The 23,540-nt window shown below is 63.7% G+C and carries 18 protein-coding genes; 16 read left to right on the top strand and 2 right to left on the bottom strand.

Annotated elements, in window-relative coordinates; genetic code table 11:
* From C5J22_RS28560 to C5J22_RS28630, 15 genes are all read left to right on the top strand, one after another.
* A partial coding sequence (locus tag C5J22_RS28560; protein ID WP_105441012.1) for a glycoside hydrolase/phage tail family protein occupies positions 1–3,692 on the top strand: 3,692 nt, incomplete at its 5' end.
* A 20-nt stretch (positions 3,693–3,712) separates the two neighbouring features.
* Entirely contained in the window at positions 3,713–3,925 is a 213-nt protein-coding gene (locus C5J22_RS28565; protein ID WP_105432298.1) for a hypothetical protein, read from the top strand.
* A 117-nt stretch (positions 3,926–4,042) separates the two neighbouring features.
* Positions 4,043–4,309 (top strand): hypothetical protein, encoded by a 267-nt coding sequence (locus C5J22_RS28570; RefSeq protein WP_105405477.1) that lies wholly within the window; start codon positions 4,043–4,045, stop codon positions 4,307–4,309.
* 50 nt (positions 4,310–4,359) lie between these two features.
* Entirely contained in the window at positions 4,360–5,031 is a 672-nt protein-coding gene (locus tag C5J22_RS28575; RefSeq protein WP_105441013.1) for a response regulator transcription factor, read from the top strand.
* Between the two features lie 7 nt (positions 5,032–5,038).
* Positions 5,039–6,445 (top strand): ATP-binding protein, encoded by a 1,407-nt coding sequence (locus C5J22_RS28580; protein ID WP_371412680.1) that lies wholly within the window; start codon positions 5,039–5,041, stop codon positions 6,443–6,445.
* Positions 6,446–6,711: 266 nt separating this feature from the next.
* Positions 6,712–7,146 (top strand): hypothetical protein, encoded by a 435-nt coding sequence (locus C5J22_RS28585; RefSeq protein WP_105441042.1) that lies wholly within the window; start codon positions 6,712–6,714, stop codon positions 7,144–7,146.
* Between the two features lie 148 nt (positions 7,147–7,294).
* On the top strand, positions 7,295–8,431 hold the full coding sequence (gene ccmI, locus C5J22_RS28590) for a c-type cytochrome biogenesis protein CcmI (RefSeq protein ID WP_105441014.1): 1,137 nt from the start codon (positions 7,295–7,297) through the stop codon (positions 8,429–8,431).
* Positions 8,428–8,913, top strand: a complete 486-nt coding sequence (ccmE, locus tag C5J22_RS28595) for a cytochrome c maturation protein CcmE (protein ID WP_105441015.1) — start codon at positions 8,428–8,430, stop codon at positions 8,911–8,913. The genes ccmI and ccmE overlap by 4 nt, the downstream gene beginning before the upstream one ends.
* Positions 8,910–10,898, top strand: coding sequence for a heme lyase CcmF/NrfE family subunit (locus C5J22_RS28600; protein WP_105441016.1), 1,989 nt, complete (start codon positions 8,910–8,912; stop codon positions 10,896–10,898). Before ccmE ends, C5J22_RS28600 begins: the two co-directional genes overlap by 4 nt.
* Positions 10,899–11,065: 167 nt before the next feature.
* A complete protein-coding gene (locus C5J22_RS28605) occupies positions 11,066–11,503 on the top strand; it encodes a cytochrome c-type biogenesis protein (RefSeq protein WP_105441043.1) in 438 nt (145 codons plus the stop codon).
* Positions 11,504–11,649: 146 nt separating this feature from the next.
* Entirely contained in the window at positions 11,650–13,239 is a 1,590-nt protein-coding gene (locus C5J22_RS28610) for a Do family serine endopeptidase (protein WP_105441017.1), read from the top strand.
* 158 nt (positions 13,240–13,397) lie between these two features.
* A complete protein-coding gene (locus C5J22_RS28615) occupies positions 13,398–14,075 on the top strand; it encodes a response regulator transcription factor (RefSeq protein ID WP_046628356.1) in 678 nt (225 codons plus the stop codon).
* Between the two features lie 27 nt (positions 14,076–14,102).
* Entirely contained in the window at positions 14,103–15,494 is a 1,392-nt protein-coding gene (locus C5J22_RS28620) for an ATP-binding protein (protein WP_172746812.1), read from the top strand.
* 32 nt (positions 15,495–15,526) lie between these two features.
* A complete protein-coding gene (locus C5J22_RS28625) occupies positions 15,527–18,478 on the top strand; it encodes a bifunctional [glutamine synthetase] adenylyltransferase/[glutamine synthetase]-adenylyl-L-tyrosine phosphorylase (RefSeq protein ID WP_105441018.1) in 2,952 nt (983 codons plus the stop codon).
* Positions 18,479–18,641: 163 nt separating this feature from the next.
* Positions 18,642–19,040 (top strand): hypothetical protein, encoded by a 399-nt coding sequence (locus C5J22_RS28630; RefSeq protein WP_105441019.1) that lies wholly within the window; start codon positions 18,642–18,644, stop codon positions 19,038–19,040.
* An 89-nt stretch (positions 19,041–19,129) separates the two neighbouring features.
* Here the strand turns inward: C5J22_RS28630 and C5J22_RS28635 are convergent, their stop codons facing one another.
* Both C5J22_RS28635 and C5J22_RS28640 read right to left on the bottom strand, forming a co-directional pair.
* On the bottom strand, positions 19,130–21,472 hold the full coding sequence (locus C5J22_RS28635; protein WP_105441045.1) for a PAS domain-containing sensor histidine kinase: 2,343 nt from the start codon (positions 21,470–21,472) through the stop codon (positions 19,130–19,132).
* Between the two features lie 164 nt (positions 21,473–21,636).
* A complete protein-coding gene (locus C5J22_RS28640; protein WP_105441020.1) occupies positions 21,637–22,839 on the bottom strand; it encodes an MFS transporter in 1,203 nt (400 codons plus the stop codon).
* 121 nt (positions 22,840–22,960) lie between these two features.
* Between C5J22_RS28640 and C5J22_RS28645 the strand changes: the two genes are divergently transcribed.
* Positions 22,961–23,524, top strand: coding sequence for a TetR/AcrR family transcriptional regulator (locus C5J22_RS28645; RefSeq protein WP_105441021.1), 564 nt, complete (start codon positions 22,961–22,963; stop codon positions 23,522–23,524).
* The last annotated feature ends 16 nt before the right edge of the window (positions 23,525–23,540 follow it).

The following is a 23,540-nucleotide window of genomic DNA, read 5'->3' on the forward strand; positions in this document are numbered from 1 at the left end:
GCATGGTCGATCGGGCGCTGATAGGCGGCAGCGGCGCGACCATCTCCGGGCCTCGTCTTGCGACCGCACGCATCCCGGGTGCGGACGAGGGTACGGCGATCAACCGCATCTACGGGACGGCGCGGATCGGCGGCACGCTGATCTGGGCGACACGTTTCGAGGAGGAGGTGACGCGCGAGCGCTCCGGCGGCAAGACGACCAGCGGGCCGCGGGTGGAGACGTTCCGTTATTTCGCAAACCTGGCGGTCGGGCTCTGCGAGGGCCCGATCGCCGGCGTGCGGCGGGTCTGGGCCGATGGACGTGAGCTCGATCTGACGGCGATCGAGATGCGGGTCTATCGTGGCGACGGGGAGCAATTGCCCGATCCGCTGATCGAGGCGAAGCAGGGTGAGGGCAATGCGCCGGCCTATCGCGGACTGGCCTATGTGGTGTTCGAACGGCTGCCGCTCGACAGTTTCGGCAATCGCATCCCGCTCCTGCAGTTCGAGGTGCTGCGGCCGGTGGGCAGGCTCGAGCATCAGATACGCGCCGTGACGATCACTCCGGGCGCGACCGAACATGGTTATGCGACCGTGCCGGTGACGGAGAAGACCGGCGAGGGCAGCGCGCGCATTCTCAATCGCCATACGCTCGCGACCGGAACCGACTGGCAGGCGCCGCTCGACGAGTTGCAGGCGCTCTGCCCGAACCTCGAGCGGGTGGCGCTGGTGGTCTCCTGGTTCGGGACGGACCTCAGGGCAGGACATTGCCGGATCGTGCCGGGTGTCGAAGTGCTCGAGCGGTGGGAGGAGAGCGCGGAGTGGTCCGTGGCCGGGATGTCGCGCGGCGGCGCGCATCTGGTGAGCCAGCTCAGCGGGCCGGCTTTCGGCGGCACGCCGAGCGATGCGAGCGTGGCGCAGGCGATCGCCGACCTCAAGGCGCGTGAGCTGAAGGTCTATCTTTATCCGTTCTTGATGATGGATATCCCGCCAGGCAATGGCCGACCGGACCCCTATGGCGGGGTGGAGCAGGCGGCCTTTCCCTGGCGCGGGCGGATCACCTGTTATCCGTTGTCGGCGGACAAGACTGCAGAAGCGCGGGCGCAGGTGCAGGCTTTCAGCGCGAGTTCCGAGGGATACCGGCGCATGGTGCTGCATTACGCCGGCCTGGCGGCGGCCACGGGCGGGGTCGACGGTTTCATCCTCGGCTCGGAGCTGCGCGGGCTGACGCAATTGCGCGACGAGACGGGGACCTTTCCTTTCGTGCAGGAGCTGGTTCAGCTTGCGGCGAATGTGCGGGCGATCGTCGGGCCGGGGACGAAGCTCACCTACGGCGCCGACTGGAGCGAATATTTCGGTTATCACCCGCAGGACGGTTCGGGCGAGGTGCATTTCCACCTCGATCCGCTCTGGGCTTCGGCGGATATCGATGCGGTCGGCATCGACAACTACATACCGCTCGGCGATTGGCGCGACGAAGATCTTTCGGAGAAAAATCCAGATGGTTTTCGTCTTGCGGATGATGCCCAAGCGATGGCGGCGCAGATCGCCGCCGGCGAGGGTTTCGACTGGTATTATGCGAGCGATGCGGACCGGCGGAACCGGGTGCGGTCGCAGATCAGCGACGGACTGGCGGGTAAGCCGTGGGTCTATCGTTACAAGGACCTCTTGGGCTGGTGGTCGAACCGGCATCATGACCGTGCGGGCGGTGCCGAGACTGCAATGCCCACGGCCTGGGTGCCTGGCATGAAGCCGATCTGGTTTACCGAACTCGGGTGCCCGGCGGTCGACAAGGGCGCCAATCAGCCGAACGTCTTTACCGACCCAAAATCGGCCGAAAGCGCGCTGCCGCATTTCTCGAGCGGCGGGCGGTCGGACAGCATACAGCGTCGGTTTCTGGAAGCGCATCATGGCTGGTGGCAGGGTGACGCGCCGCCGACCGGCATGGTCGATCCAGGCCACGTCTTTGTCTGGACATGGGATGCCCGGCCTGTTCCGGCCTTTCCCGGCGATCTTTCGGCCTGGAGTGATGGCGGCAACTGGCGCACGGGCCATTGGCTCAATGGCCGGCTGGGAGGAACCACGCTTGCCGATGCGATCGCCGCGATCCTGACCGAACATGGTTTTCAAGATTTCGACGTTTCTGAAGTGAGCGGTGACCTGACTGGCTACGTGCAGGGCGAGGTGACTTCCGCGAGAGCGCTTCTGGAGCCGTTGCTCGAGGTCTTTCAAGTGGATGTCGCCGAAGACGGCGGCAGGCTGCGCTTTCGGTCGCGGTTGACGGCGAGCCTGGCGGCGAAGGAGATCGCCATCATTGCCGATATCGAGGATGAGCCGCTGTGGTCGGAAAACCGCGGGCATGACAGCGATTTTGCGGCGGAGGCGGTGCTGACCTCCTACAATCCGAGCCTGGACTACGAACAGGCGGGCGTGCGATCGCGGCGGGCGCGTGCGGAAAGCCAGCGCATCCTCAGTTACGACTTGCCGGCCGTGCTGCCGGAGGAGACGTCGCTCGGTGCGGTCGAGACGCTGCTGCGCACGCACAGGGTCGCGAGGCGGTCGTTGAGTTTTGCGCTTTCGCCGGTGGATATTGCCGTCAAGCCCGGCGATGCGGTGCGGCTGGCTCTGCCGGATGCCGCTGGTCCGGAGGGAACGTTCATCGTCGAACGGATCGAAGAGGGTGCGGCGCGGCGGATCGAGGCGCGGCACCACGCGCCGCTTGCGCCGTTGAATTATGCGATCGGCGAGGGGTACAGGAATGGCGGTAGCGCCGTCTCCGACGCATTTGCGCCGCTACTGCACTTTCTCGATCTGCCGCGGTTTGCGCCCGGCGAGGCAGCGAGCTTCGCCCGCGTTGCGGGTTTCTGCCGGCCGTGGCGGCGGATGGCGCTATCCTCCTCCGTGACGACGGAAGGGTATCGCACGCGCTCGGTGCTCGACCGGCCGGCAAGGGTCGGCATTCTGGCGGCGCCGCTTTCGGGCGGCGCGATCGGGCGCTTCGATCGTGGTCTGACCATGGAGATCGAACTGTTTTTCGGCGGCCTGTCGTCGGCGGACGAGCAGGCGGTGTTGAACGGCGAAAACCGTATTGCCGTGAAAGCGCAGAACGGCGCCTGGGAAGTGCTCGGCTTTGCTGCAGCCGAAGAGACCAGCCCGAATCGCTGGTCGCTGTCGAACCTGTTGCGCGGGCTGGCGGGGACCGAGGATGCCATGTTGGCGGGCGCCGCAGCGGGCGCGGCCGTCGTCGTGCTCGACGAGGCGGTTGTACCGCTGGGGCTGTCGGCGGAGGAGCGCGGCCTGGCCATGAACTGGCTGGCGGAAAGCCTGGGGCAGGCGGGCGGGCGTTCCGGCCCGCATGGATTTGCGGGCGGCATGCGAGCCGAGACGCCGCTTTCGCCGGTACATATCCGCGGCGAGCGGCAGGTCGACGGCGATGCCCGGCTGACCTGGGTGAGGCGTGGCAGGGTCGAGGCGGACAATTGGGACGGGATCGAAATTCCTCTGGACGAGCCGGAGGAGCGCTACCGGCTCGAGGTGCTGGACGGGCCCGTCGTCAGGCGGATGGTCGAGGTGACGGAACCCGCATTCACCTATCCGGCGGCCGACGAGATTGCCGATTTCGGCGGTATCCGATCGAGCCTTTCGTTGCGGGTCCGGCAGATGGGCCGGGCGGTCCCGCTCGGCGTCCCCGCGGAGGCGGCCGTTGTATTCTAGGTTGAAACAAGGAGATGAACATGGATGGCATGAAGGTGTGGTATCAGTCGAAAACGGTCTGGGGCGGGTTGATTGCGGTTGCCGCCTCGCTTCTGCAAGTCATGGGAATTCAGCTCGGAGCGGATGTCCAGGCAGACCTCGCAGAGCTTGCGGTGACGCTGGCGGGGGCTGCCGGCGGGTTTTTCGCGATCTACGGTCGTATCGCGGCCCAGACCGGAATCAGGGGAAAATAGTCCCATGAAGGAAAGCATTACGGACCATTCATTTGCCATTCAGCCGCCTTTGGCTACATAATCCATCACATGCTTTGGACATGAATCCTGTTTGTCTTGTGAGTGGAAATTGTAACCATGGCGCGACTGCCAATCATCGCGATATTGACCGCCGGGCTTGCCGGTTTCGCCGGCTTTTTGCCGGAAAAGGTCTCTGCGAGTGATTATCTCGTCCTCGTCGCAGGCGATTGCGGCTCGGCGGCGTCGCGCGTGGTGCGCGAAACCGGCGGGCGGCTTCTTTCCGCTCAGCCCTCCTCCGATGGCCAGACCTGTGTCGTGACGGTGCTCGTCCAAGGCGATGGCAATCAAAGACCGCGCAAGGTGACCGTCAGGGTTCCGATGTAAAGCGGCTCCGGCGGCGATCATCTGCCGGCATATCATTCGAGGGGCGGTGCATGCGCATTCTGGTGGTCGAAGACGACGTCAATCTCAACCGGCAGCTTTCCGACGCCCTGAAGGAGTCGGGGTATGTGGTCGACCAGGCCTTCGATGGCGAGGAAGGCCATTATCTGGGCGAAACCGAGCCTTATGACGCGGTGATCCTCGATATCGGCCTGCCGGTCATGGACGGCATCACCGTCGTCGAGAAATGGCGTGCCGGAGGCAAGGGCATGCCGGTTCTGATGCTGACGGCCCGCGACCGCTGGAGCGACAAGGTGGCAGGCATCGATGCCGGTGCCGACGACTATGTCGCAAAACCCTTCCATGTGGAGGAAGTGCTGGCCCGCGTTCGGGCGCTGATCCGCCGGGCGGCGGGGCATTCGTCCTCCGAAATCGTCTGCGGGCCCGTGCGGCTCGATACCAAGGCTTCCAAGGCGAGCGTCGAAGGCATCGCGCTGAAGCTCACCTCGCACGAATTCAGGCTGCTGTCCTACCTGATGCATCACATGGGGCAGGTCGTTTCCCGCACCGAGCTTGTGGAGCATATGTATGATCAGGATTTCGACCGCGATTCCAATACGATCGAAGTTTTCGTGGGCCGGCTTCGCAAGAAGCTCGGTGTCGACCTCATCGAGACGGTCCGCGGACTCGGCTACAGGATGCAAGCGCCAAACGATGCGCCCTAAATTCCGGATGATCGGACCAAGATCGCTGACTGCCCGCGTGCTGCTTCTGGCCACGTTGTGGTCGGCGCTGGCTCTGGTCGTCATTTCGATCGTCATCTCGCAGCTCTACCGGCAGTCGGCCGAACGCGCCTTCACCGACCTCCTGCGCGCCCAGCTCTATAACGTCATCAACTCGATCACGATCGGTGACGACAACAAGCTGGCCGGCAGCCCTCAGCTCGGCGACCTGCGTTTCTCGCAGCCCGAGACCGGCTGGTACTGGATCATCGAGCCCCTCGGCACCTTCGCAGCCACGCCGCTGTCCTCCTCCTCGCTCGGCACCTCGAACATCAGCGTGCCGTCGATCCTGGCGGTACCCTTCAACAATCGCTACGAGCGCTTCTACCCCGCGATCGACGCCTACAAGAACCATGTTCTGGTCGCTGAAACCGAAGTCGTACTCGACGGCGAAGGCCGCGCCGCGCGCTTCCGCGTGTCGGGCAATCTCGCGGTTGTCGAGGAGGATATCCAGGCCTTTACCCGCAGTCTCTATATCGCTCTTGCCGTCTTCGGTTTCGGCAGCCTGGTCGTCAACGGCCTGGCGATCCTTTACGGGCTGCAGCCGCTCGACGGCGCGCGACGCTCGCTCGAAAAGGTGCGGCGCGGCGAGGCGGAACGCCTGGAAGGCGAGTTTCCGCGCGAAATCATGCCGCTTGCCAGCGATATCAACGCGCTGATCGAAAGCAACCGCCGCATCGTCGAGCGGGCACGCATGCAGGTCGGCAATCTCGCCCATTCGCTGAAGACGCCGATCGCGGTTCTGCTCAACGAATCGCGTGCCGTCGAAAAGGTGCAGTCGGACATGGTTCGGTCGCAGGCGGAGGGAATGCAGGCGCAGGTGCAATCCTACCTGAACCGTGCGCGCATCGCCGCCCAACGCGAATCGCTGCTTGCCCGGACCGAGCTCGAGCCGGCGCTGGAACGCCTGGTCAGGGTGATGCGACGGCTCAATCCGGAAAAGGAGTTCCACCTGTCGGTCTTCCCGCCGGGCGTGGCGCTTGCCATGGAACAGCAGGACGTCGAGGAGACGGTCGGCAACCTGCTCGAAAATGCCGCACGCTTCTGCGAAACCGGCGTCTGGATCACCGCGACGCCCACATCCGGACCTCAATCCGGCGAAGGCGAAACCGCGCGCCGCTCTTGGGTCGAGGTCGCTGTCGAGGACGATGGCCCGGGACTGGAGCCGGATCAGATCCATGAAGCGATGAAACGCGGCAGGCGCCTCGACGAGAGCAAGCCGGGCGCCGGGCTCGGACTGTCGATCGTGCGGGAGATTACCGGCGAGTATCAGGGTTCGGTCGAGCTGACGCGCGGTACGCGGGGTGGCCTGAGGGCGCAGCTTCTGCTTCCGAGCATCGCCAAGGAAGCCCCGTGATCGTCTGAAATTCACAACAAGGTCCAGCATGACTGTGGCGTAAGGGCAACATCGGCCTATTCCCTGCCGTTGCTTATGGACGGATGGATCGCCTGCTATATCTTTGTCGGAAGAGGCATTTCTATATGTCTGCTAATATGCGGGGAGACTGAAAGATCGTCGGATTTGTGTGTTTTCCCAATGACGCCATAATGATGCCATGCCGGGACCGGACCAGTCTCGGCGAGCTTTCCGAAGAAAACGAGCCGCGACCGGTTTCCGACACGATGCGATTATTGAGCCTTCGAAATACCGTTTCATCGCTTGTGGTTGCCGGCCTGCTGGCAGGTTGCGGCACGTCTTCAGGAGCGGGGACAGGCGGCACGCGCGGCCTGCTGACACCGCGGCCCTCGCCATCCACATCCTATATTTCCGCGCTGCAGGGCGGCATCGTCGGCCGTAGCGGCGCAACGCTTTCGTCAAGCGACCGTTCCCGCGCCCTCGAGGCGGAATATCGCGCCCTGGAAGGGGCGGCGGGCGGCGAGGTAATCACCTGGAAGGGTGACGACGCGAACGGCCAGGTGATCGCCAGCGCCCCCTATCAGGTAGGCACCCAGAACTGCCGTCAGTATCGCCATACGGTAATCATGAATGGCCGCGACATGACGGCGCGGGGCGCTGCCTGCCGCAATTCCAACGGCACCTGGACGCCGCTCACCTGATTTCCTCTGCGGCCGTTTGACATGGGTCATGGCCGCCAGATCGGATCGGCCCCATATGCAGGCTTGAACTTGCGGCCAAAGGCCTCAAATTCGCGTCAACGCCGGCTGCGCTGTTGGAAAGCGCGGGCCGTTGCAGTATTGGGCCACTATGGTTTTATGGATCATCCTCGCAGCTCTGACGGCGGCCGTTGCGGCAATCCTCATTCTGCCTTTCGCCCGAGCCACCAAAACAGCGTCTGCTGACCGTGCCGGAGAGGTCGCCGTCTATCGCGACCAGCTGGCCGAACTGGACCGCGACCGGGCCCAGGGCCTGATCAACGCGGAGGAAGCGGAATACGCCCGCGCCGAAATCGGCCGCCGGCTGCTGGCCGCGGCCGGTGCCGGGGAGGGCAGGGAGATCGCCGCTCCGAAGGCGCGAAAATATGCGCTCGCCACCACTGTGGTCACGCTGGTGCCGCCCCTCGTCGGGCTCTGTCTTTACCTGGCGCTCGGCAATCCCGGGCTGCCGGACCAGCCGCTTGAAGCGCGGCTTGCCAACCCCGGCAACAATGTCGCGCTGCTGGTCGCCAAGGCGGAGCGGCATCTGGCCGAAAATCCCAATGACGGCGCCGGCTGGGATCTGCTTGCGCCGATCTATTTCCGCTCCATGCGGCTTGGCGATGCCGAGATGGCCTACCGAAATGCGATCCGCGTTCTTGGGCCAAGTCCCGTCCGGCTGGCCGGGCTCGGCGAAACGCTGGTCGCATCGAATGACGGGATCGTCACCGAGGACGCGCGTTCCGCCTTCGAGCAGGCGGTGAAGCTGGATCCGAACAATCCGCGTTCACGTTTCTATGTCGGCCTCGGCTTCGAACAGGCCGGCAGGGCGGCAGAAGCGAGGGCGCAGTTCGAGACGATTGCCAAGGGTTCGCCGGCCGATGCGCCGTGGATGCAGCTGATCAACCAGCATATCGTCAAGAACGGCGGCACCATCGTGACGGGACAGGGCACGGCGCAGGCGCCCGGCAATCCGTCCCAGGCAGATATGGCGGCGGCCGCAAACATGTCGCAGGGCGATCGGCAGGCGATGATCCGCGGCATGGTCGACAGCCTTGCGGAACGGCTGAAACAGGACCCGAACAATCTCGAAGGCTGGGTGAGGCTGGTACGCTCCTATTCCGTGCTCGGCGACAAATCCAGGGCCGAGGACGCCTTGAAGAGCGGCCTCAAGCAGTTCCCGTCCTCAGGCGAGCTGGTGGCGCTCGCCAACGAGATGGGGATCACCGTCGAAGGAGTGGCGCAATGACGCGCAAACAGAAACGGCTGGCGGTGATCGCGGGCGGCATGAGCTTCATCCTCGTCGCAGTGCTGCTCGTCATGTTCGCCTTCAGCCAGTCGGTCGCCTATTTCTTCATGCCGGCCGATCTCGCCAAGGCCGACCTCAAGCCTGGCACCCGCATCAGGCTCGGCGGGCTGGTGGCCGAAGGATCGGTAAAGCGCGGCCAGGGCTCGACGGTGAATTTTACGATAACGGACGGAACCGGCAGCGTGCCCGTCACCTACACGGGCATCCTGCCGGACCTGTTTCGCGAGGGCCAGGGCGTGGTGACCGAAGGCGCGTTCGATGCGGCATCGCGCGGTTTCGTGGCCGACAGCGTGCTCGCCAAGCACGACGAGAACTACATGCCCAAGGACGTCGCGGACCGACTGAAGGCGCAGGGCGTCTGGAACGAGGGCCAAGGCAACCAGGGTCAGCCTGATGGCGCCAAGGGGACGGCAACGAGATGATCATCGAGATCGGCCATTATGCACTTGTTCTGGCGCTCGCAACCGCGCTGATCGTCTCGGTGCTGCCGGTCGTCGGCGCTCGGCGCCGCGATGTCGCGATGATGGCGCTGGCCCCGACCGGCTCGCTGGTACTGTTCGCGCTCGTGGCCTTTTCCTTCGGCGTGCTGACCTGGGCCTACATGGTCTCGGATTTCTCGGTCGCGAACGTCTGGGAGAATTCCCACTCGCTAATGCCGCTGATCTACAAGTTCTCGGGCGTCTGGGGCAATCACGAAGGGTCGATGCTGCTCTGGCTGCTGATCCTGGTGTTCTTCAGCGCGCTCGTCGCTGTCTTCGGCCGCAATCTGCCGGATACGTTGAGGGCCAATGTTCTGGCCGTTCAGGCCTGGATCTCGACCGCCTTCCTGTTCTTCATCCTCCTGACCTCCAATCCGTTCCTGCGCCTCGATCCGGCGCCGGCCGAGGGACAGGATCTCAATCCGGTGCTGCAGGATCTCGGCCTCGCCGTACATCCGCCGCTACTCTACCTCGGTTATGTGGGCTTCTCGGTCTGTTTCTCGTTTGCCGTTGCGGCGCTGATGGAAGGCCGCATCGATGCCGCCTGGGCCCGCTGGGTGCGGCCGTGGACGCTCGCCGCCTGGACCTTCCTGACCGCCGGCATCGCCATGGGTTCCTACTGGGCCTATTACGAGCTCGGCTGGGGCGGCTGGTGGTTCTGGGATCCGGTCGAGAACGCCTCCTTCATGCCCTGGCTCGCGGGCACGGCGCTCCTCCATTCGGCGCTGGTCATGGAAAAGCGCGAGGCGCTGAAGATCTGGACCGTGCTCCTGGCGATCATGACCTTTTCGCTGTCGCTGCTCGGCACCTTCCTGGTGCGCTCGGGCGTACTGACCTCGGTGCATTCGTTTGCGACCGATCCGACCCGCGGGATATTCATCCTCTGCATTCTCGGCATCTTCATCGGCGGCGCCTTCGCGCTGTTTGCCTGGCGGGCGCCGATGCTGAAGGCGGGCGGCATTTTCGCACCGATCTCGCGCGAGGGTGCATTGGTGCTCAACAACCTGATCCTGACGGTGGCGACGGCAACGGTGCTGACCGGCACGCTCTATCCGCTCGTCCTCGAAACGCTGACCGGCGAAAAGATCTCGGTCGGCGCGCCGTTCTTCAACATGACCTTCGGCCTGCTGATGCTGCCGCTCCTGGTCGCCGTGCCGTTCGGCCCGGTGCTTGCCTGGAAGCGCGGCGATCTCCTGGGCGCCCTGCAGCGGCTCTATGTCTTTGCCGGCCTGGCATTGGCTGCGGGCCTTGCCTTCTTTTATATCCAGAACGGCGGACCGGTTCTGGCGATCTTCGGCCTGGTGCTGGGTTTCTGGGGCATGATCGGTGCATTCGCCGACCTCTGGTATCGCGGCAATTTTATCAAAGTCGGGCTGTCGGTCGGCCTGAAACGGCTGGCCGGGCTGCCGCGCTCGGTATTCGGCACGGCGATCGCCCATTTCGGCCTCGGAGTGACGGTGCTCGGCATTTTCGCAGCGACGACCTTCGGCACCGAGACGGTGGTCGAGATGAAGCAGGGTGCTTCCGTCGATGCCGGCGGTTATTCGCTGACCTATGACGGGCTGCGCGATGCAGTCGGGCCGAACTATACCGAACAGCGCGGCCATTTCGCCGTCAGCCGCGGCGGGGTCCAGGTGGCGGATGTCTGGTCGTCGAAACGGCTCTATACGGCGCGGCGCATGCCGACGACGGAGGCCGGCATCCTCACCTTCGGGCTCAGCCAGCTCTATGTCTCGCTCGGCGACGCGATGGAAAGCGGCGGCATGGTCGTGCGCATCTGGTGGAAGCCGTTCATTCTCTGCATCTGGGGCGGCGCTCTGGTGATGATGGTCGGCGGGTTTGTCTCACTTTCGGATCGGAGACTGCGTGTGGGCGCGCCGAGCCGGAAGGCGAAGCCGGTCAAGGCCAGGCTGGAGGCGGCGGAGTGATGAAGAGCTATGTCGATAAAGACCCCTCCCCAACCCCTCCCCACAAGGGGGAGGGGCTTCCCCGCTCCATTGTACCCTTGAGATGGATTCGAGGCGTCGCCGCTAGTTTTCTCCCCCCTTGTGGGGGAGATGGCCGGCAGGCCAGAAGGGGATTTTTCTCGTTTCTTCTGCTTTTTCTTGTCTTCCTCGCCCCCCTCCCGGCTTTTGCCGTCAACCCCGACGAAGTGCTCTCCAACCCCGTGCTCGAGCAGCGTGCCCGAAATCTTTCGGCGCAGTTGCGCTGCATGGTGTGCCAGAACCAGTCGATCGACGACTCCAATGCGGAGCTTGCCCGCGACCTGCGCGTGCTGGTGCGCGAGCGGCTGGCGAACGGCGACACGGACGATCAGGTGATCGACTACGTCGTGTCCCGCTACGGCGAGTTCGTGCTCCTGAAGCCGCGGCTCAGCGCCAAGACGGTGATCCTGTGGGCCACTCCCGTCCTGCTACTGCTGGTCGGTGGCGTGGCGATCCTGGTTTTTGTCCGTACGCGTCCCAGCCAACGCGCGGTTGCGGCGCTGACCACTGAGGAACAGGCGCGCATCGAAGAGCTTTTGAAAAAATAGGCGGCGCAAACAGACCGCCGCAAACATTACCAATATTTCATTCGTCCGCCACCTGCAGTTAACCTGCGAGCGCCTATATCTCTTGTCATCCACCGCCTGGCTGACCTCCAGCCAAAATGACTGAAGAGAAGAAGGTAGCTTAAAACATGCGCAATATCGGACGTCCCTCTCTGAAGACCGTCTTGAAGACCACCACGGTTGCTGGTCTTGCCGCGGTCATGCTCTCGAGCGGCATCCCGGCTCAGGTCACGCAGTCCCTTGCTGCTCCGGTCAGCGTCACCGCACCGCAGGCCCCGAGCTTTGCCGATGTCGTTTCGGCCGTTTCCCCCGCCGTCGTTTCCGTGCGCGTCCAGTCTGACGCCCAGCCCGTTTCCGATGACACCAGTTCCTTCAGTTTCGGCGGCCGCGGTTTCGACCAGCTTCCCGACGACCATCCGCTGAAGCGGTTCTTCCGTGAATTCGGCGGCCAGGTGCCGGGCGCTCCCGGTGCTCCGGGCGACCGCAACAACCGCAACCAGGATCGCGCCGACCGCAACGGCCCGCGGGGCCAGGACGGCAACCGTCCTCACCGTCTGCGCCCGGCGGCACAGGGCTCCGGGTTCTTCATCTCCGAAGACGGTTACGTCGTCACCAACAACCACGTCGTTTCGGATGGTTCCGCCTACACGGTCGTCATGAACGATGGTACGGAACTCGAAGCCAAGCTGGTCGGCAAGGACAGCCGTACCGATCTCGCCGTGCTCAAGGTCGACGCCACCAGCCGCAAGTTCACCTATGTCAATTTCGCGGATGACTCGAAGGTCCGCGTCGGCGACTGGGTGGTTGCCGTCGGCAACCCGTTCGGCCTCGGCGGTACGGTCACCGCAGGCATCGTTTCGGCCCGCGGCCGCGACATCGGCTCCGGTCCCTATGACGACTATATCCAGGTGGATGCGGCGGTGAACCGCGGCAATTCCGGCGGCCCGACCTTCAACCTCTCCGGCGAAGTGGTCGGCATCAACACCGCGATCTTCTCGCCGTCGGGCGGCAATGTCGGCATTGCGTTCGCGATCCCGTCTTCCACCGCCAAGGACGTCGTTGCCGACCTGATGAAGGACGGCAAGGTCGATCGCGGCTGGCTCGGCGTGCAGATTCAGCCGGTCACCCAGGATATCGCCGATTCGCTCGGCCTCAAGGAAGCGACCGGCGCCCTCGTCGTTGCTCCGCAGGAAGGCTCTCCGGGTCAGAAGGCCGGCATCAAGGAAGGCGACGTCATCACCGCCGTCAACGGCCAGCCGATCAAGGATGCCCGTGACCTCGCCAAGCGCGTCGCCGCCTTCGGCCCCAACACCAAGGTCGATGTCGACCTGTGGCGCGACGGCAAGGCGCAGAAGATCCCGGTCACGCTCGGCAACCTCCAGAGCGACGAAGCCGCCGCGGCCACGCCGAAGCAGCCCGACGCCCCGGCGCCCTCCAGCGACAAGGCGCTCGCCAGCCTCGGCATCACCGTCGCTCCGGCCGAGGACGGTTCCGGTCTCTCGGTCACCGATGTCGATCCGGACAGCGAAGCCGCTGCCCGCGGCCTGAAGACCGGAGAAAAGATCGTCTCGGTCAACAACCGCAAGGTCACCAGCGCCGCCGATGTCGGCAAGGTTCTCGACCAGGCCCGAAAGGACGGCCGCACCCGCGCGCTGTTCCAGGTGGCCGGTGAAAACAACACCAGCCGCTTCGTCGCCCTGCCGATCAACGAAGGCTGATTTTTTAAAACTAGGTCGCAAGGTCAGGGGCGCCGCCGGCAACGGTCGGCGCCCTTCTTCTTTCCATGGAGCGAGTGATGGAGACGGATACCCGATATTCTGCCGGCACCGCAGATTCCCGTAGTGCAAAGACAGGCGCGGACGCTATTGTCCCGCACATGAAGATTCTGGTGATAGAAGACGACTTGGAGGCGGCAGCCTACATGACCAAGGCCTTTCGCGAGGCCGGGATAGTGGTCGACCATGCAAGCGACGGCGAGAGCGGCCTGTTCATGGGGACCGAGAATTCCTACGACGTGATGGTCATCGACCGCATGCTGCCGCGCCGCGACGGGCTGTCCGTCATCAGCGAACTGAGAAAGCGCGGCGTCAATGCGCCTGTGCTGATCCTTTCGGCGCTCGGCCAGGTGGACGACCGCGTGACCGGCCTGCGCGCCGGCGGCGACGACTATCTGCCGAAGCCCTACGCCTTCTCCGAGCTTCTCGCCCGCGTCGAGGTGCTTGGCCGCCGCAAGGGGACGCCTGAACAGGACATGGTCTACCGGGTCGGCGACCTGGAGCTTGATAGGCTGTCGCACGAAGTGAAGCGCGCCGGCAAGGAAGTGCTGCTACAGCCACGCGAATTCCGCCTGCTCGAATATCTGATGAAGAACGCCGGCCAGGTGGTGACCCGCACCATGCTGCTCGAAAACGTCTGGGACTATCACTTCGATCCCCAGACCAATGTCATCGACGTGCATGTCTCGCGGCTGAGATCGAAGATCGAGAAGGATTTCGAAAAGCCGCTTCTGAAGACGATCCGCGGCGCCGGTTACATGATCAAGGACGAGGGGTAAGCCGAGTTGCTGGCACGCGCCCGCCTGATGTTCCGCTCGACGGCCGTGCGGCTGTCGGCGCTCTATATCCTGCTCTTCGCCTTGTGTGCTGCCTTCCTGGTCATTTACGTGACGGCGATGTCCGAACGGCTGCTGGCGCAGCAGACGCGCCAGTCGCTGCAGGAGGAAGTGCAGGAGATACAGCGCGCCTATGAACGGGGCGGCGTCAGCCTGCTCCTGCGGATGATGGAGCGGCGTGCCCGCCAGCCGGGTGCCAATCTCTATGTGATTGCCGGTCCCAACGGCGAAATGCTCGCCGGCAACGTCGCCGCGGTGCAGCCCGGCGTGCTCGACGAGCAGGGCTGGACGGACATTCCCTTCACCTATGAACCCTATACGGAAGTGGATCGCCGCGGCCGGCATCTGGCGATCGCCAACGTCATCCGCCTCGACAACGGTCTGCGGCTGCTGGTCGGCCGCGATCTCGGCGACCCGAGCCGGTTCCGCGGCATCGTGCGTCGGGCGCTAATGGTGGCGCTGGCCATCATGGGCGTTGGTGCGCTGGTGATCTGGTTCGGCATCGGCCGCAATGCGTTGAAACGCATCGACCGCATGTCGGCGGCGAGCCAGAAGATCATGGCGGGTGACCTTTCGCAGCGCCTGCCGGTCGGCAAGTCCGGGGACGAATTCGACCGGCTGTCGGATTCGCTGAACGCCATGCTCGGACGCATCGAGAAGCTGAACGAGGGTCTGCGCCAGGTCTCCGACAACATCGCCCATGATCTCAAGACGCCGCTGACGAGATTGCGCAACAAGGCGGCCGATGCGCTGGGCGAGGATCGTGCGGACGTGCGCCGGACAGCCCTCGAAGGCATCATCGCAGAGTCCGACCAGCTTATCCGCACCTTCAACGCCCTGCTGATGATCTCCCGTGTCGAGGCGGGCTCGATCGCCGCGGAAATGTCCGATGTCGATCTGTCGGCGATCTCCGCCGACAGCGCCGAGCTCTACGAGCCGGCGGCGGAGGAGGCGGGTCTTTCGCTCAGCACCGAACTCGAACCGGGTCTCGTCGTCACCGGCAACCGGGAGCTCATCGGCCAGGCGATCTTCAATCTCCTCGACAATGCGATCAAATATGCTTCCGAGGGAAGCCAGACGCCGAAGATCGGCGTGAAGCTCGCCAGGAGCGACGGCACGCTCAGGCTCTCCGTCTGCGACAACGGCCCCGGCATCCCGGCCAACAAGCGGGCCGAGGTGACCAAGCGGTTCTTTCGCCTGGACGAAAGTCGTTCCAAACCTGGCACCGGCCTCGGCCTCTCGCTGGTCGAAGCGGTGATGGAACTGCATGGTGGCTCGCTGGAATTCTCCGCCACCGACGAGACGAATGCCGCAGCACCTGGCCTGACGGTCACCATGGTCTTTCCCGTGCCGAAGCCCTAAGTTTCGCCAGGGAAGAATCACGGGAGGTGCCAGTGTCGGAGACCGGAAATCGGCTCGATACGGTGAAGGCGGAGGTGATCCGCCCGCTGAACCAGACGGAAACCAAGGCGGCGATGGCAGCCTTGAAGGATATCGGCAAGTCCGAGCCTTCGGTGGCGGAACTGCTTGGAAAGGACAGCGCGCTTAAGGATTTCATCGTCGCTGCCTTCACCCTCTCGCCTTACCTGCGCGATACTGCGGTCATCACGCCAAGGCTTTTGACGATCGCAATCACCGAGCCGCTGGAGCCGACGCTGGAGCGTCTGGTGGATACGGCCCGCCGGGCCTGGCAGAAGAAGGATGGCAAGGCGCCATCCGAAAACGAGGTGATGGCCGCGTTGCGGGCCGGCAAGCGGGCCTTGAGCTTCCTCGTTGCGCTCGCCGATCTCGCCCGTATCTTTTCCGCCAGGGACACGACGCGTTGGCTGAGCCTGTTTGCCGAAGCCTCCGTCGCGGCGGCGATCGACCACCTTCTGGCCGCCGGTCATGAGAGCGGCAAACTGAAGCTCGCCGACCTCGAAGAACCGAGCATGGACTCGGGCCTGATCGTACTCGGCATGGGCAAGCTCGGCGGCCGCGAGCTCAACTATTCCTCCGATATCGATATCGTCGTCTTCTTCGACCCTGAAACGGGCATCCTTGCCGATCCGCTCGACGGGTCGGAAGTCTACGGGCGGATGATGCGGCGGCTGATCCGCATCCTGCAGGAACGCACGGCAGACGGCTACGTGTTCCGCACCGACCTGCGCCTGCGCCCGGATCCCGGCTCGACGCCGCTCGCCGTCTCGCTCGATGCGGCGCTGATCTACTACGAGGGCCGCGGCCAGAACTGGGAGCGGGCGGCCTTCATCAAGGCGCGGCCGATTGCCGGCGATATCGCGGCCGGCGAAAATTTCATGCGGCTGCTCACCCCCTTCGTGTTTCGCAAATATCTCGATTATGCGGCGATCGCCGACATCCATTCGATCAAGCGGCAGATCCACGTCCACAAGGGCCACGGCGCGATCGCCGTGAAGGGCCATGACGTCAAACTCGGCCGTGGCGGCATCCGCGAGATCGAGTTCTTCGCCCAGACCCAGCAGCTGATTGCCGGCGGCCGCATGCCGCCCCTGCGGGCGCGCGAAACGGAAACGGCGCTGAAGGCGCTCGCCGAGGCGCGGTGGATCGCGCCTGACATCGCCGCCGAATTGACCGAGGCCTACTGGTTCCTGCGCGATGTCGAACACCGAATCCAGATGGTCCACGACGAACAGACCCATAACCTGCCGCAAACCGAGCCCGAACTGAAGCGTATCGCCTTCATGCTCGGTTTTGCCGACACCGCCAGCTTTTCCGCCAGGTTGGAACATGCGCTGAAGACCGTCGAAAAACGTTATGCCCGGCTGTTCGAACAGGAGGCAAAACTGTCCGGCGGCGACGGCAATCTCGTCTTCACCGGCCAGCAGGACGATCCGGGCACGCTGAAGACGCTCGCCTCGCTCGGCTTCGAGCGCCCGGCAGACATTTCCCGCGTTATCCGCACCTGGCACTACGGCCGCTATCGCGCCACCCAATCGGCCGAGGCGCGCGAGCGGCTGACCGAGCTGATGCCGGCGCTGCTGATGGCATTCGGCGAGAGCAAACGTGCCGACGAGGCGCTGCTGCGGTTCGACAGTTTTCTGAGGGGGCTGCCGGCCGGCATCCAGCTCTTTTCGCTGATCGGCAACAATCCGCCGCTTCTGGCGCTGATCGTCACGATCATGTCCTCGGCGCCGCGGCTTGCCGACATCATCGCCTCCAAGCCGCATGTCTTCGACGGCATGCTGGATCCCGGTCTGATGGCCGAACTGCCGACCCGCGACTATCTCTCCTATCGCCTGGCGGCATTCCTGACCGCCGGCCGGCACTACGAGGAAAAGCTCGACCGGCTGCGCATCTTTGCCGCCGAGCAGCGTTTCCTGATCGGCATCCGGCTGCTGACGGGGGCGATCTCGGGTGCCCAGGCGGCACGTGCCTTCACCCATCTCGCCGACCTCCTGATCGACGCCGCGCTGAAGGCGGTGACGGCGGAGATCCGCAGCGCCCATGGCCTCTATCCGGGCGGCCGCGTCGCCGTCATGGGCATGGGCAAGCTTGGCAGTTTCGAACTGACTGCCGGTTCCGACGTCGATCTCATCCTTCTCTACGATTACGATAGCGAGGCGATGGAAAGCGAGGGCGCCAAGCCGCTCGATTCCAGCCGCTATTTTACCCGCCTGACGCAGCGGCTGGTCGCAGCGCTTTCGGCGCCGATGGCCGAGGGGGTGATCTTCGAGGTCGATCTGCGCTTGAGGCCGTCGGGCAACAAGGGGCCGGTCGCCACCCGCATCAACGCGTTCGGCAAATATCAGCGCCAGGAGGCCTGGACCTGGGAACACATGGCGCTCACCCGCGCCCGACTGATCTGCGGCGAGGAAAGCCTTGTCGACGAGGCAAAGGGCCTGATCCGCGAAGTGCTGTCGACCAAGCCCGATATCGCCAGGATCGCCAAGGACGTGGCCGAGATGCGGGAGCTGATCGAGAAGGAAAAGCCGCCGCGCGATATCTGGGATTTCAAGCTGGTTCCCGGCGGCCTGATCGATATCGAGTTCGTCGCCCAGTATCTGCGGCTGGTAGCGCCGGCCAGAGGCGTGACGCTCGATACCTATGGTTTCAGCACGGAAGAAGCCCTGAAGGCGCTCGGCGAAACGCTGATGAAGCCGGCCGATCTTGATATCTGCGTTGAGGCCTTACGGCTTTTCACCGAGCTTTCGCAGATCGTCCGTCTCTGCGTCGACGGACCGTTCGATCCGGGCGAGGCGCCCGCAGGGCTCGTCGAGCGCGTCTGCCGGGCAGGGGATTGCCCGGATATCCGCACGCTGGAGGGCGAGGTAAAGCGGCTCTCGAAGGCGGTGCGGGCGGTATTTCAGACCGTTGTAGCAAAGTGACGGGGCGCATTTGCCCGGTATTTGGCAGCAACCGCCAACACAACTAACAATAATAGCTCCACTGCAACGCCGGAGATGCCTCCCTAGCGCCCGCTGCATCGGCCACTTCCTTGTTCTTTACACGCGAGGATGCCATATTGAGAAGGAGTAGAGGATTTTCGAAGTGAGTGAAAACGAAGAGACAAAATTGCTGGCGCTGATGGAAGCGATGTTCAATGGTCAAAAAAGAACGTTGGGCATGGTTGAAGCCGCCATTGAAAAATTCGGTTCGGTTGAGACGGAAATTACTAAGCTCAATCGCAAGATGAATACCTTGCACGAGCTCGCACTTCGGCAGCACAGTGAGACATCGGGCAGGCTCGAGGCAATCTCTTCGAGAATAGAAGAAACCGAGAGACTCCTCGATGACCGTGCTCGTGACCTTAGCCGAACCCAAATCGATGTCGTGGGCCAGTACAACGAAGTTTTGACCGCCTTGCAGGACGCTTCACATGCGTCTCGCCTCGCCGAAGAGGTCAGTTCGAGATTGACCGAAGTTGAGAACAAGATCGCCCATATGTAAGGCCGAAGATTTTGTTGGCGGTTGCCGCACGATTGAACCTTCGTGGCAGAAGGCCCGGGGCGCGATGAAGGCAAAGCCCTCGGTTCAATTCACGCCACCCGCTTGCGACCGACCAGCATCGGCTGGTCAGGGATAAGCAGCGAGACGACCGTGCCTTCGCCGACCCTTGAACGAATCCGCATCTTGCCGCCGTGCAGGCCGATCAGCGAGCGGGAAATGGCAAGTCCCAATCCCGAACCGCCCTTGCTCTTGGCATATTGGCTCTGCACCTGCTCGAACGGCTGGCCGATCTTGTTGAGCGCGTCCATCGGAATGCCGATGCCGGTATCGGCGATCGTCAGCAGCACCCCTTTTTCCATCTTGCGGGCACGCAGTTCAATCCTGCCGCCGTGGTTGGTGAACTTGACCGCGTTGGAGAGGATGTTGAGCATCACCTGCTTCAATGCGCGGCGATCGGCCACCATGTTGAGGCTGTCACACAGGCGCTGATGGATGGCGATCTGCTTGTCCTGGGCCGAGATCGAGGTGAGGCGCAGGCTTTCCTCGATCAGCGGCTTCAGGTCGACCGCCTCGCACTGGATGCGCATGTGGCCGGCCTCGATCTTCGACATGTCGAGGATGTCGTTGATGACGTTGAGGAGATGTTTGCCGCTGTCGTGGATGTCCTTGGAATATTCCGAATATTTCGGCGAGCCGAGCGGTCCGAACATGCCGTTCGTCAGGATTTCCGAGAAGCCGAGGATCGCGTTGAGCGGGGTCCTGAGTTCGTGCGACATGTTGGCGAGGAATTCCGACTTGGCCTTGTTGGCGGCCTCCGCACGGTCCTTTTCCGCCTGATAATTGGCATTGGCGATCGAAAGCTCGGATTTCTGGCGCTCCAGTTTCTTCTGCGAGGAGGAGAGGTCGCCGATCGTCGCCATCAGCCGGCGCTCGCTGTCGCGCAGCCGTTCCTGGTGGCGCTTCAGCAGCGTGATGTCGGTGCCGACCGAGACCAAGCCGCCGTCGCGGGTGCGGCGCTCGTTGATCTGCAGCCAGCGCTCGTCGGCGAGCTGCACTTCCGTGGTGCGCGAAAGGCCGCTGCCGTCCGGATCGGCGACACGGCGCTCGATGACAGGGCGCGCTGCGGCGGCGTTGACGGCGTGACGCTCGGTGCCGGGCACCAGCACGCTGTCGGGCAGGCCGTAAGCCTGCTGGAAATGGGTGTTGCACATCACCAGGCGGTCGTTCTTGTCCCAGAGAACGAAGGCTTCGGACGTGCATTCGATCGCGTCCGCAAGACGCTGGTCGGCTTCCGCATAACGCTGGGCAAGGCGGTGCTGCTCCGTGACGTCCATGGCGATGCCGATGACGTGGGTACGCCCCTGACTGGTCTTCACCAGTTGGGCGCGGGCGCGCATCCAGACGTAATGGCCAGCCGCATGGCGCATGCGAAAAACCTGGTCGACCTGCTTGGCATTGCCGCGGCTGATGGCGCGGGCGAGCGCATAGATATTGCCGTCGGTCGGATGCATCATCCGTGCGGCATCGGTAAACGAGATCACGTTGCCGGCAGGCGGCAGGCCGAGCATCTCGTACATCGATCCGGACCAGAACAAGCGCCGGTTGCTGACGTCGAAATCCCAAAGCCCGCAACGGCCGCGCGACAGCGCCGTCTCGATGCGCAGGTTGGATTCGACGAAGGTTTCGTCGGCCTCGCGAGCGCGTTTCACCTGCATGTAATAGGCGTAGAGGATGACCAGCAGGATCGCCGAAATGCCGGTGAAGAGCGTGACGTTGAGGGAGACGTCGTGACGCCACGCCAGATTAATGCGCTCCAGCGAATAGGCGGCCACGATCAGCACACCTTCGCTGCCGACCATCTCGATGGCCGCATAGTGCGGAACTTCGCCGAAATAGGTCTCGATCACGCCGCTCTCGTCGCCGAATCGCCGCAGTGCCGCAGTTTCCGGCAGGACGGAGGTCAGGCGCCGGCCGACATAGCTGGCGGCCTGCTTGGTCCCGCCGAAGATCCGGCCGGTTTCGTCGACGAAGAGGAAGAAGGCCTCGGCCTCCAGGCGTTCCTGCGGCAGAAAGGTCCCAAGGCGTTCTTCCGCGGCGGCGCGGTCCCGACCGATGAGTGCCGTTGCGTCGCCTGAGAAGGCAGCACTCGCCGCGGCTGCCATCAGCGCGGTTGCCTGCCGTGCGGCATCTTCCATCCGCGTGTATTCGGAGACGATGCCGAGAATGCGCGACGCGGCAACGACGGTGAGGAAGGCGATGATAAGAAGGGGGATCGAACGCTTGAGAACGAGTTCCACCCGCGGCATCTGCCGCGCGATGGGCTTGACGGAGAGCCGGGCCTCATCCGGGATGACCCGCCGCAAACTTCCAAGGCTTGGAAATTTTAGACGCAGCCGCCCCTCGGCCGCGGTTGCCCGCCGCACGTCCGACATGGTTTTCATGGTATCCCTCATGGTGATTCGGCGCGCCGCTCGCCCGAATCTGCCTTAATGAATCACTAGTGATTCTTCGTGTCCAGAGGCTTGCTAAGATTTTTTTAACAATTTGATTCAATTGCGAATCGGAAGAGTCCAGCGAGGGCGGCAAACCGGCCGTCTCAGGAGACGGCCGGGCTTTCGGAAAGGTTGGTGCGTGTGGCCGCGATCGAAATCACCGCCAGCGTGATGATTGCACCGCCATAGATATACGCGGCATTGGAGAGGCCGAGCGTAGGGGCGATCAGTCCGGCCGCTATCGCGGGGATCGAGAACGCGAGGTAGCTCTCGACCAGGAAGGCTGCGAACAGGCCGGCGCGTTCGTGGCTTTCGGCAAGCGGCAGGACGACCTTCAGAATGTTCGAGAAGATCGATCCGAAGCCGAGACCGGCGGCCGCCGTGCCGAGGAAGAGAAGCCCGACGGCCTCGAGGTATACGCCGGAGAGCGTGATCAGGACGCCGATTATCAGCGTGGACCCGCCGGTGAAGAGAACCCGCTGTGGCGCCCATGTGCGGAAGATGAAGACCGAGGCTGTAGCGCTGAGCATCAGCGTGGCGACGACCGTGCCGCCGACGAACGGTGAGGTGACGCCGGTCGCAACGGCGACCAACGTCGGCATCAGCGACAGATAGAAGCCCGCGAGCGCCCAGCCGGCGATATTGACCGGCGTGACCTTCAGAAGCGTCGCGCGGGCCCGCCGCGGTACGCTGATATGCGGGCGCATGGCGGCGAGCGCGCCCGGCCGTCCGGTGATGGTCTCCGGCATGAAGGCAAGCGCGATGATGCCGGCCACCGTCACGATGAAAAGAAGCGCATAGATGAGGTGCGTCGGCGCGGGTGCGAAGGCGACGAGCGTGCCGCCGGCAAGCGTGCCGACCATCAGGCCGAGAAAGGCGGTGATGCTGTTGAGCGTCGGCCCCCGGCGCTTGTCGGTATCGAGGATCGTCGCCCCGAAGGTCGGGAAGGCGATGCCAGTCGCGAAACCCTGGACGATACGGCCGATGAGCAGCATCGTGCCCGATTCAGCCAGCATGAAGACGATCAGCGCCGCGGCGTTGAAGATCAGTGCCAGCAGGATCAGCGGGCGGCGCCCGAGATAGTCCGAAAGCCCGCCGACGGTCAGAAGCGCTGCGAGCAGCGCGAAGGAATAGGAACCGAAGATCAGGGTGATCATCGCCGGCGAGAGATGAAAAAGTTCCTGGTAGAGATGGTAGAGCGGCGTCGGTGCGCTGCTGGTCGCGGAGATCAGCATCGCGAATATGAAACTGTAGACTGTCATCCGGAAAGCGGACGGGGAATTGGGCGAGGGGAGGATGCTGCTCATGGCGGTTCACCTTAACGCAAATTCTTAGCGTTAGCCGGATGTAGTTGCATTGCCGGATTAATGCAATATCTTTGCGTTAAGGAATTTCATATCTCCGGCACGTGCCGGCAAGGAGAACAGATTGGCCAGGGAAATGGTGCGCCAGGGTGGGCGCAGTGCCCGCATACAGTCCGAGGTGCATCGCACGGTACGGGATATGCTGAAGACCATGGATCGCGGCGAGATCACCGTGCCGATGATTGCGGAAAGATCCGGCGTGACGCCGTCGACCATCTATCGCCGCTGGGGCGATCTGTCCGAACTCCTGGCGGATGTCGCGGTCGCGCGCATGCGCCCGGTCGCCGACCCGGAAGATACCGGGGCGATGGGGTCCGATCTCGAAACCTTCATTCTTCAATATGCGGAGGAGATGTCGTCGAAGGTCGGACGCTCGATGCTGGCGGACGTGCTTGGCAGCATGGAAGGCGCCGCGGCGGGCCGCTGCTGCCAGTTTACCTACGATCACCTGGAGACGTTGCGCGAGCGCGCCTTGACGAGGGGCGAGACGGGCTTCGACGTAGGCGAAGCAATCGACGTCGTCGTCGCGCCGATCATCTACCACATCCTGTTCGGCGATCGCGAGCTGACGACCGACTATTGCCGCTCGCTGGTTTCCCGCTTCCTGGAAAAATGCGCCGGCGCTTGAAGCCGGCGCCTCAGGT

The sequence above is a fragment of the Neorhizobium sp. T25_13 genome, from assembly GCF_002968675.1.
GTDB lineage: Bacteria > Pseudomonadota > Alphaproteobacteria > Rhizobiales > Rhizobiaceae > Neorhizobium > Neorhizobium tomejilense.

Coding starts and splice junctions, on each gene's coding strand:
- C5J22_RS28640 (WP_105441020.1), bottom strand. CDS start 22,839: ATGAGCAGCATCCTCCCCTCGCCCAATTCCCCGTCCGCTTTCCGGATG.
- C5J22_RS28600 (WP_105441016.1), top strand. CDS start 8,910: ATGATCATCGAGATCGGCCATTATGCACTTGTTCTGGCGCTCGCAACC.
- ccmE (WP_105441015.1), top strand. CDS start 8,428: ATGACGCGCAAACAGAAACGGCTGGCGGTGATCGCGGGCGGCATGAGC.
- C5J22_RS28570 (WP_105405477.1), top strand. CDS start 4,043: ATGGCGCGACTGCCAATCATCGCGATATTGACCGCCGGGCTTGCCGGT.
- C5J22_RS28585 (WP_105441042.1), top strand. CDS start 6,712: ATGCGATTATTGAGCCTTCGAAATACCGTTTCATCGCTTGTGGTTGCC.
- C5J22_RS28620 (WP_172746812.1), top strand. CDS start 14,103: ATGTTCCGCTCGACGGCCGTGCGGCTGTCGGCGCTCTATATCCTGCTC.
- C5J22_RS28575 (WP_105441013.1), top strand. CDS start 4,360: ATGCGCATTCTGGTGGTCGAAGACGACGTCAATCTCAACCGGCAGCTT.
- C5J22_RS28580 (WP_371412680.1), top strand. CDS start 5,039: ATGATCGGACCAAGATCGCTGACTGCCCGCGTGCTGCTTCTGGCCACG.
- ccmI (WP_105441014.1), top strand. CDS start 7,295: ATGGTTTTATGGATCATCCTCGCAGCTCTGACGGCGGCCGTTGCGGCA.
- C5J22_RS28610 (WP_105441017.1), top strand. CDS start 11,650: ATGCGCAATATCGGACGTCCCTCTCTGAAGACCGTCTTGAAGACCACC.
- C5J22_RS28635 (WP_105441045.1), bottom strand. CDS start 21,472: ATGTCGGACGTGCGGCGGGCAACCGCGGCCGAGGGGCGGCTGCGTCTA.
- C5J22_RS28615 (WP_046628356.1), top strand. CDS start 13,398: ATGAAGATTCTGGTGATAGAAGACGACTTGGAGGCGGCAGCCTACATG.
- C5J22_RS28565 (WP_105432298.1), top strand. CDS start 3,713: ATGGATGGCATGAAGGTGTGGTATCAGTCGAAAACGGTCTGGGGCGGG.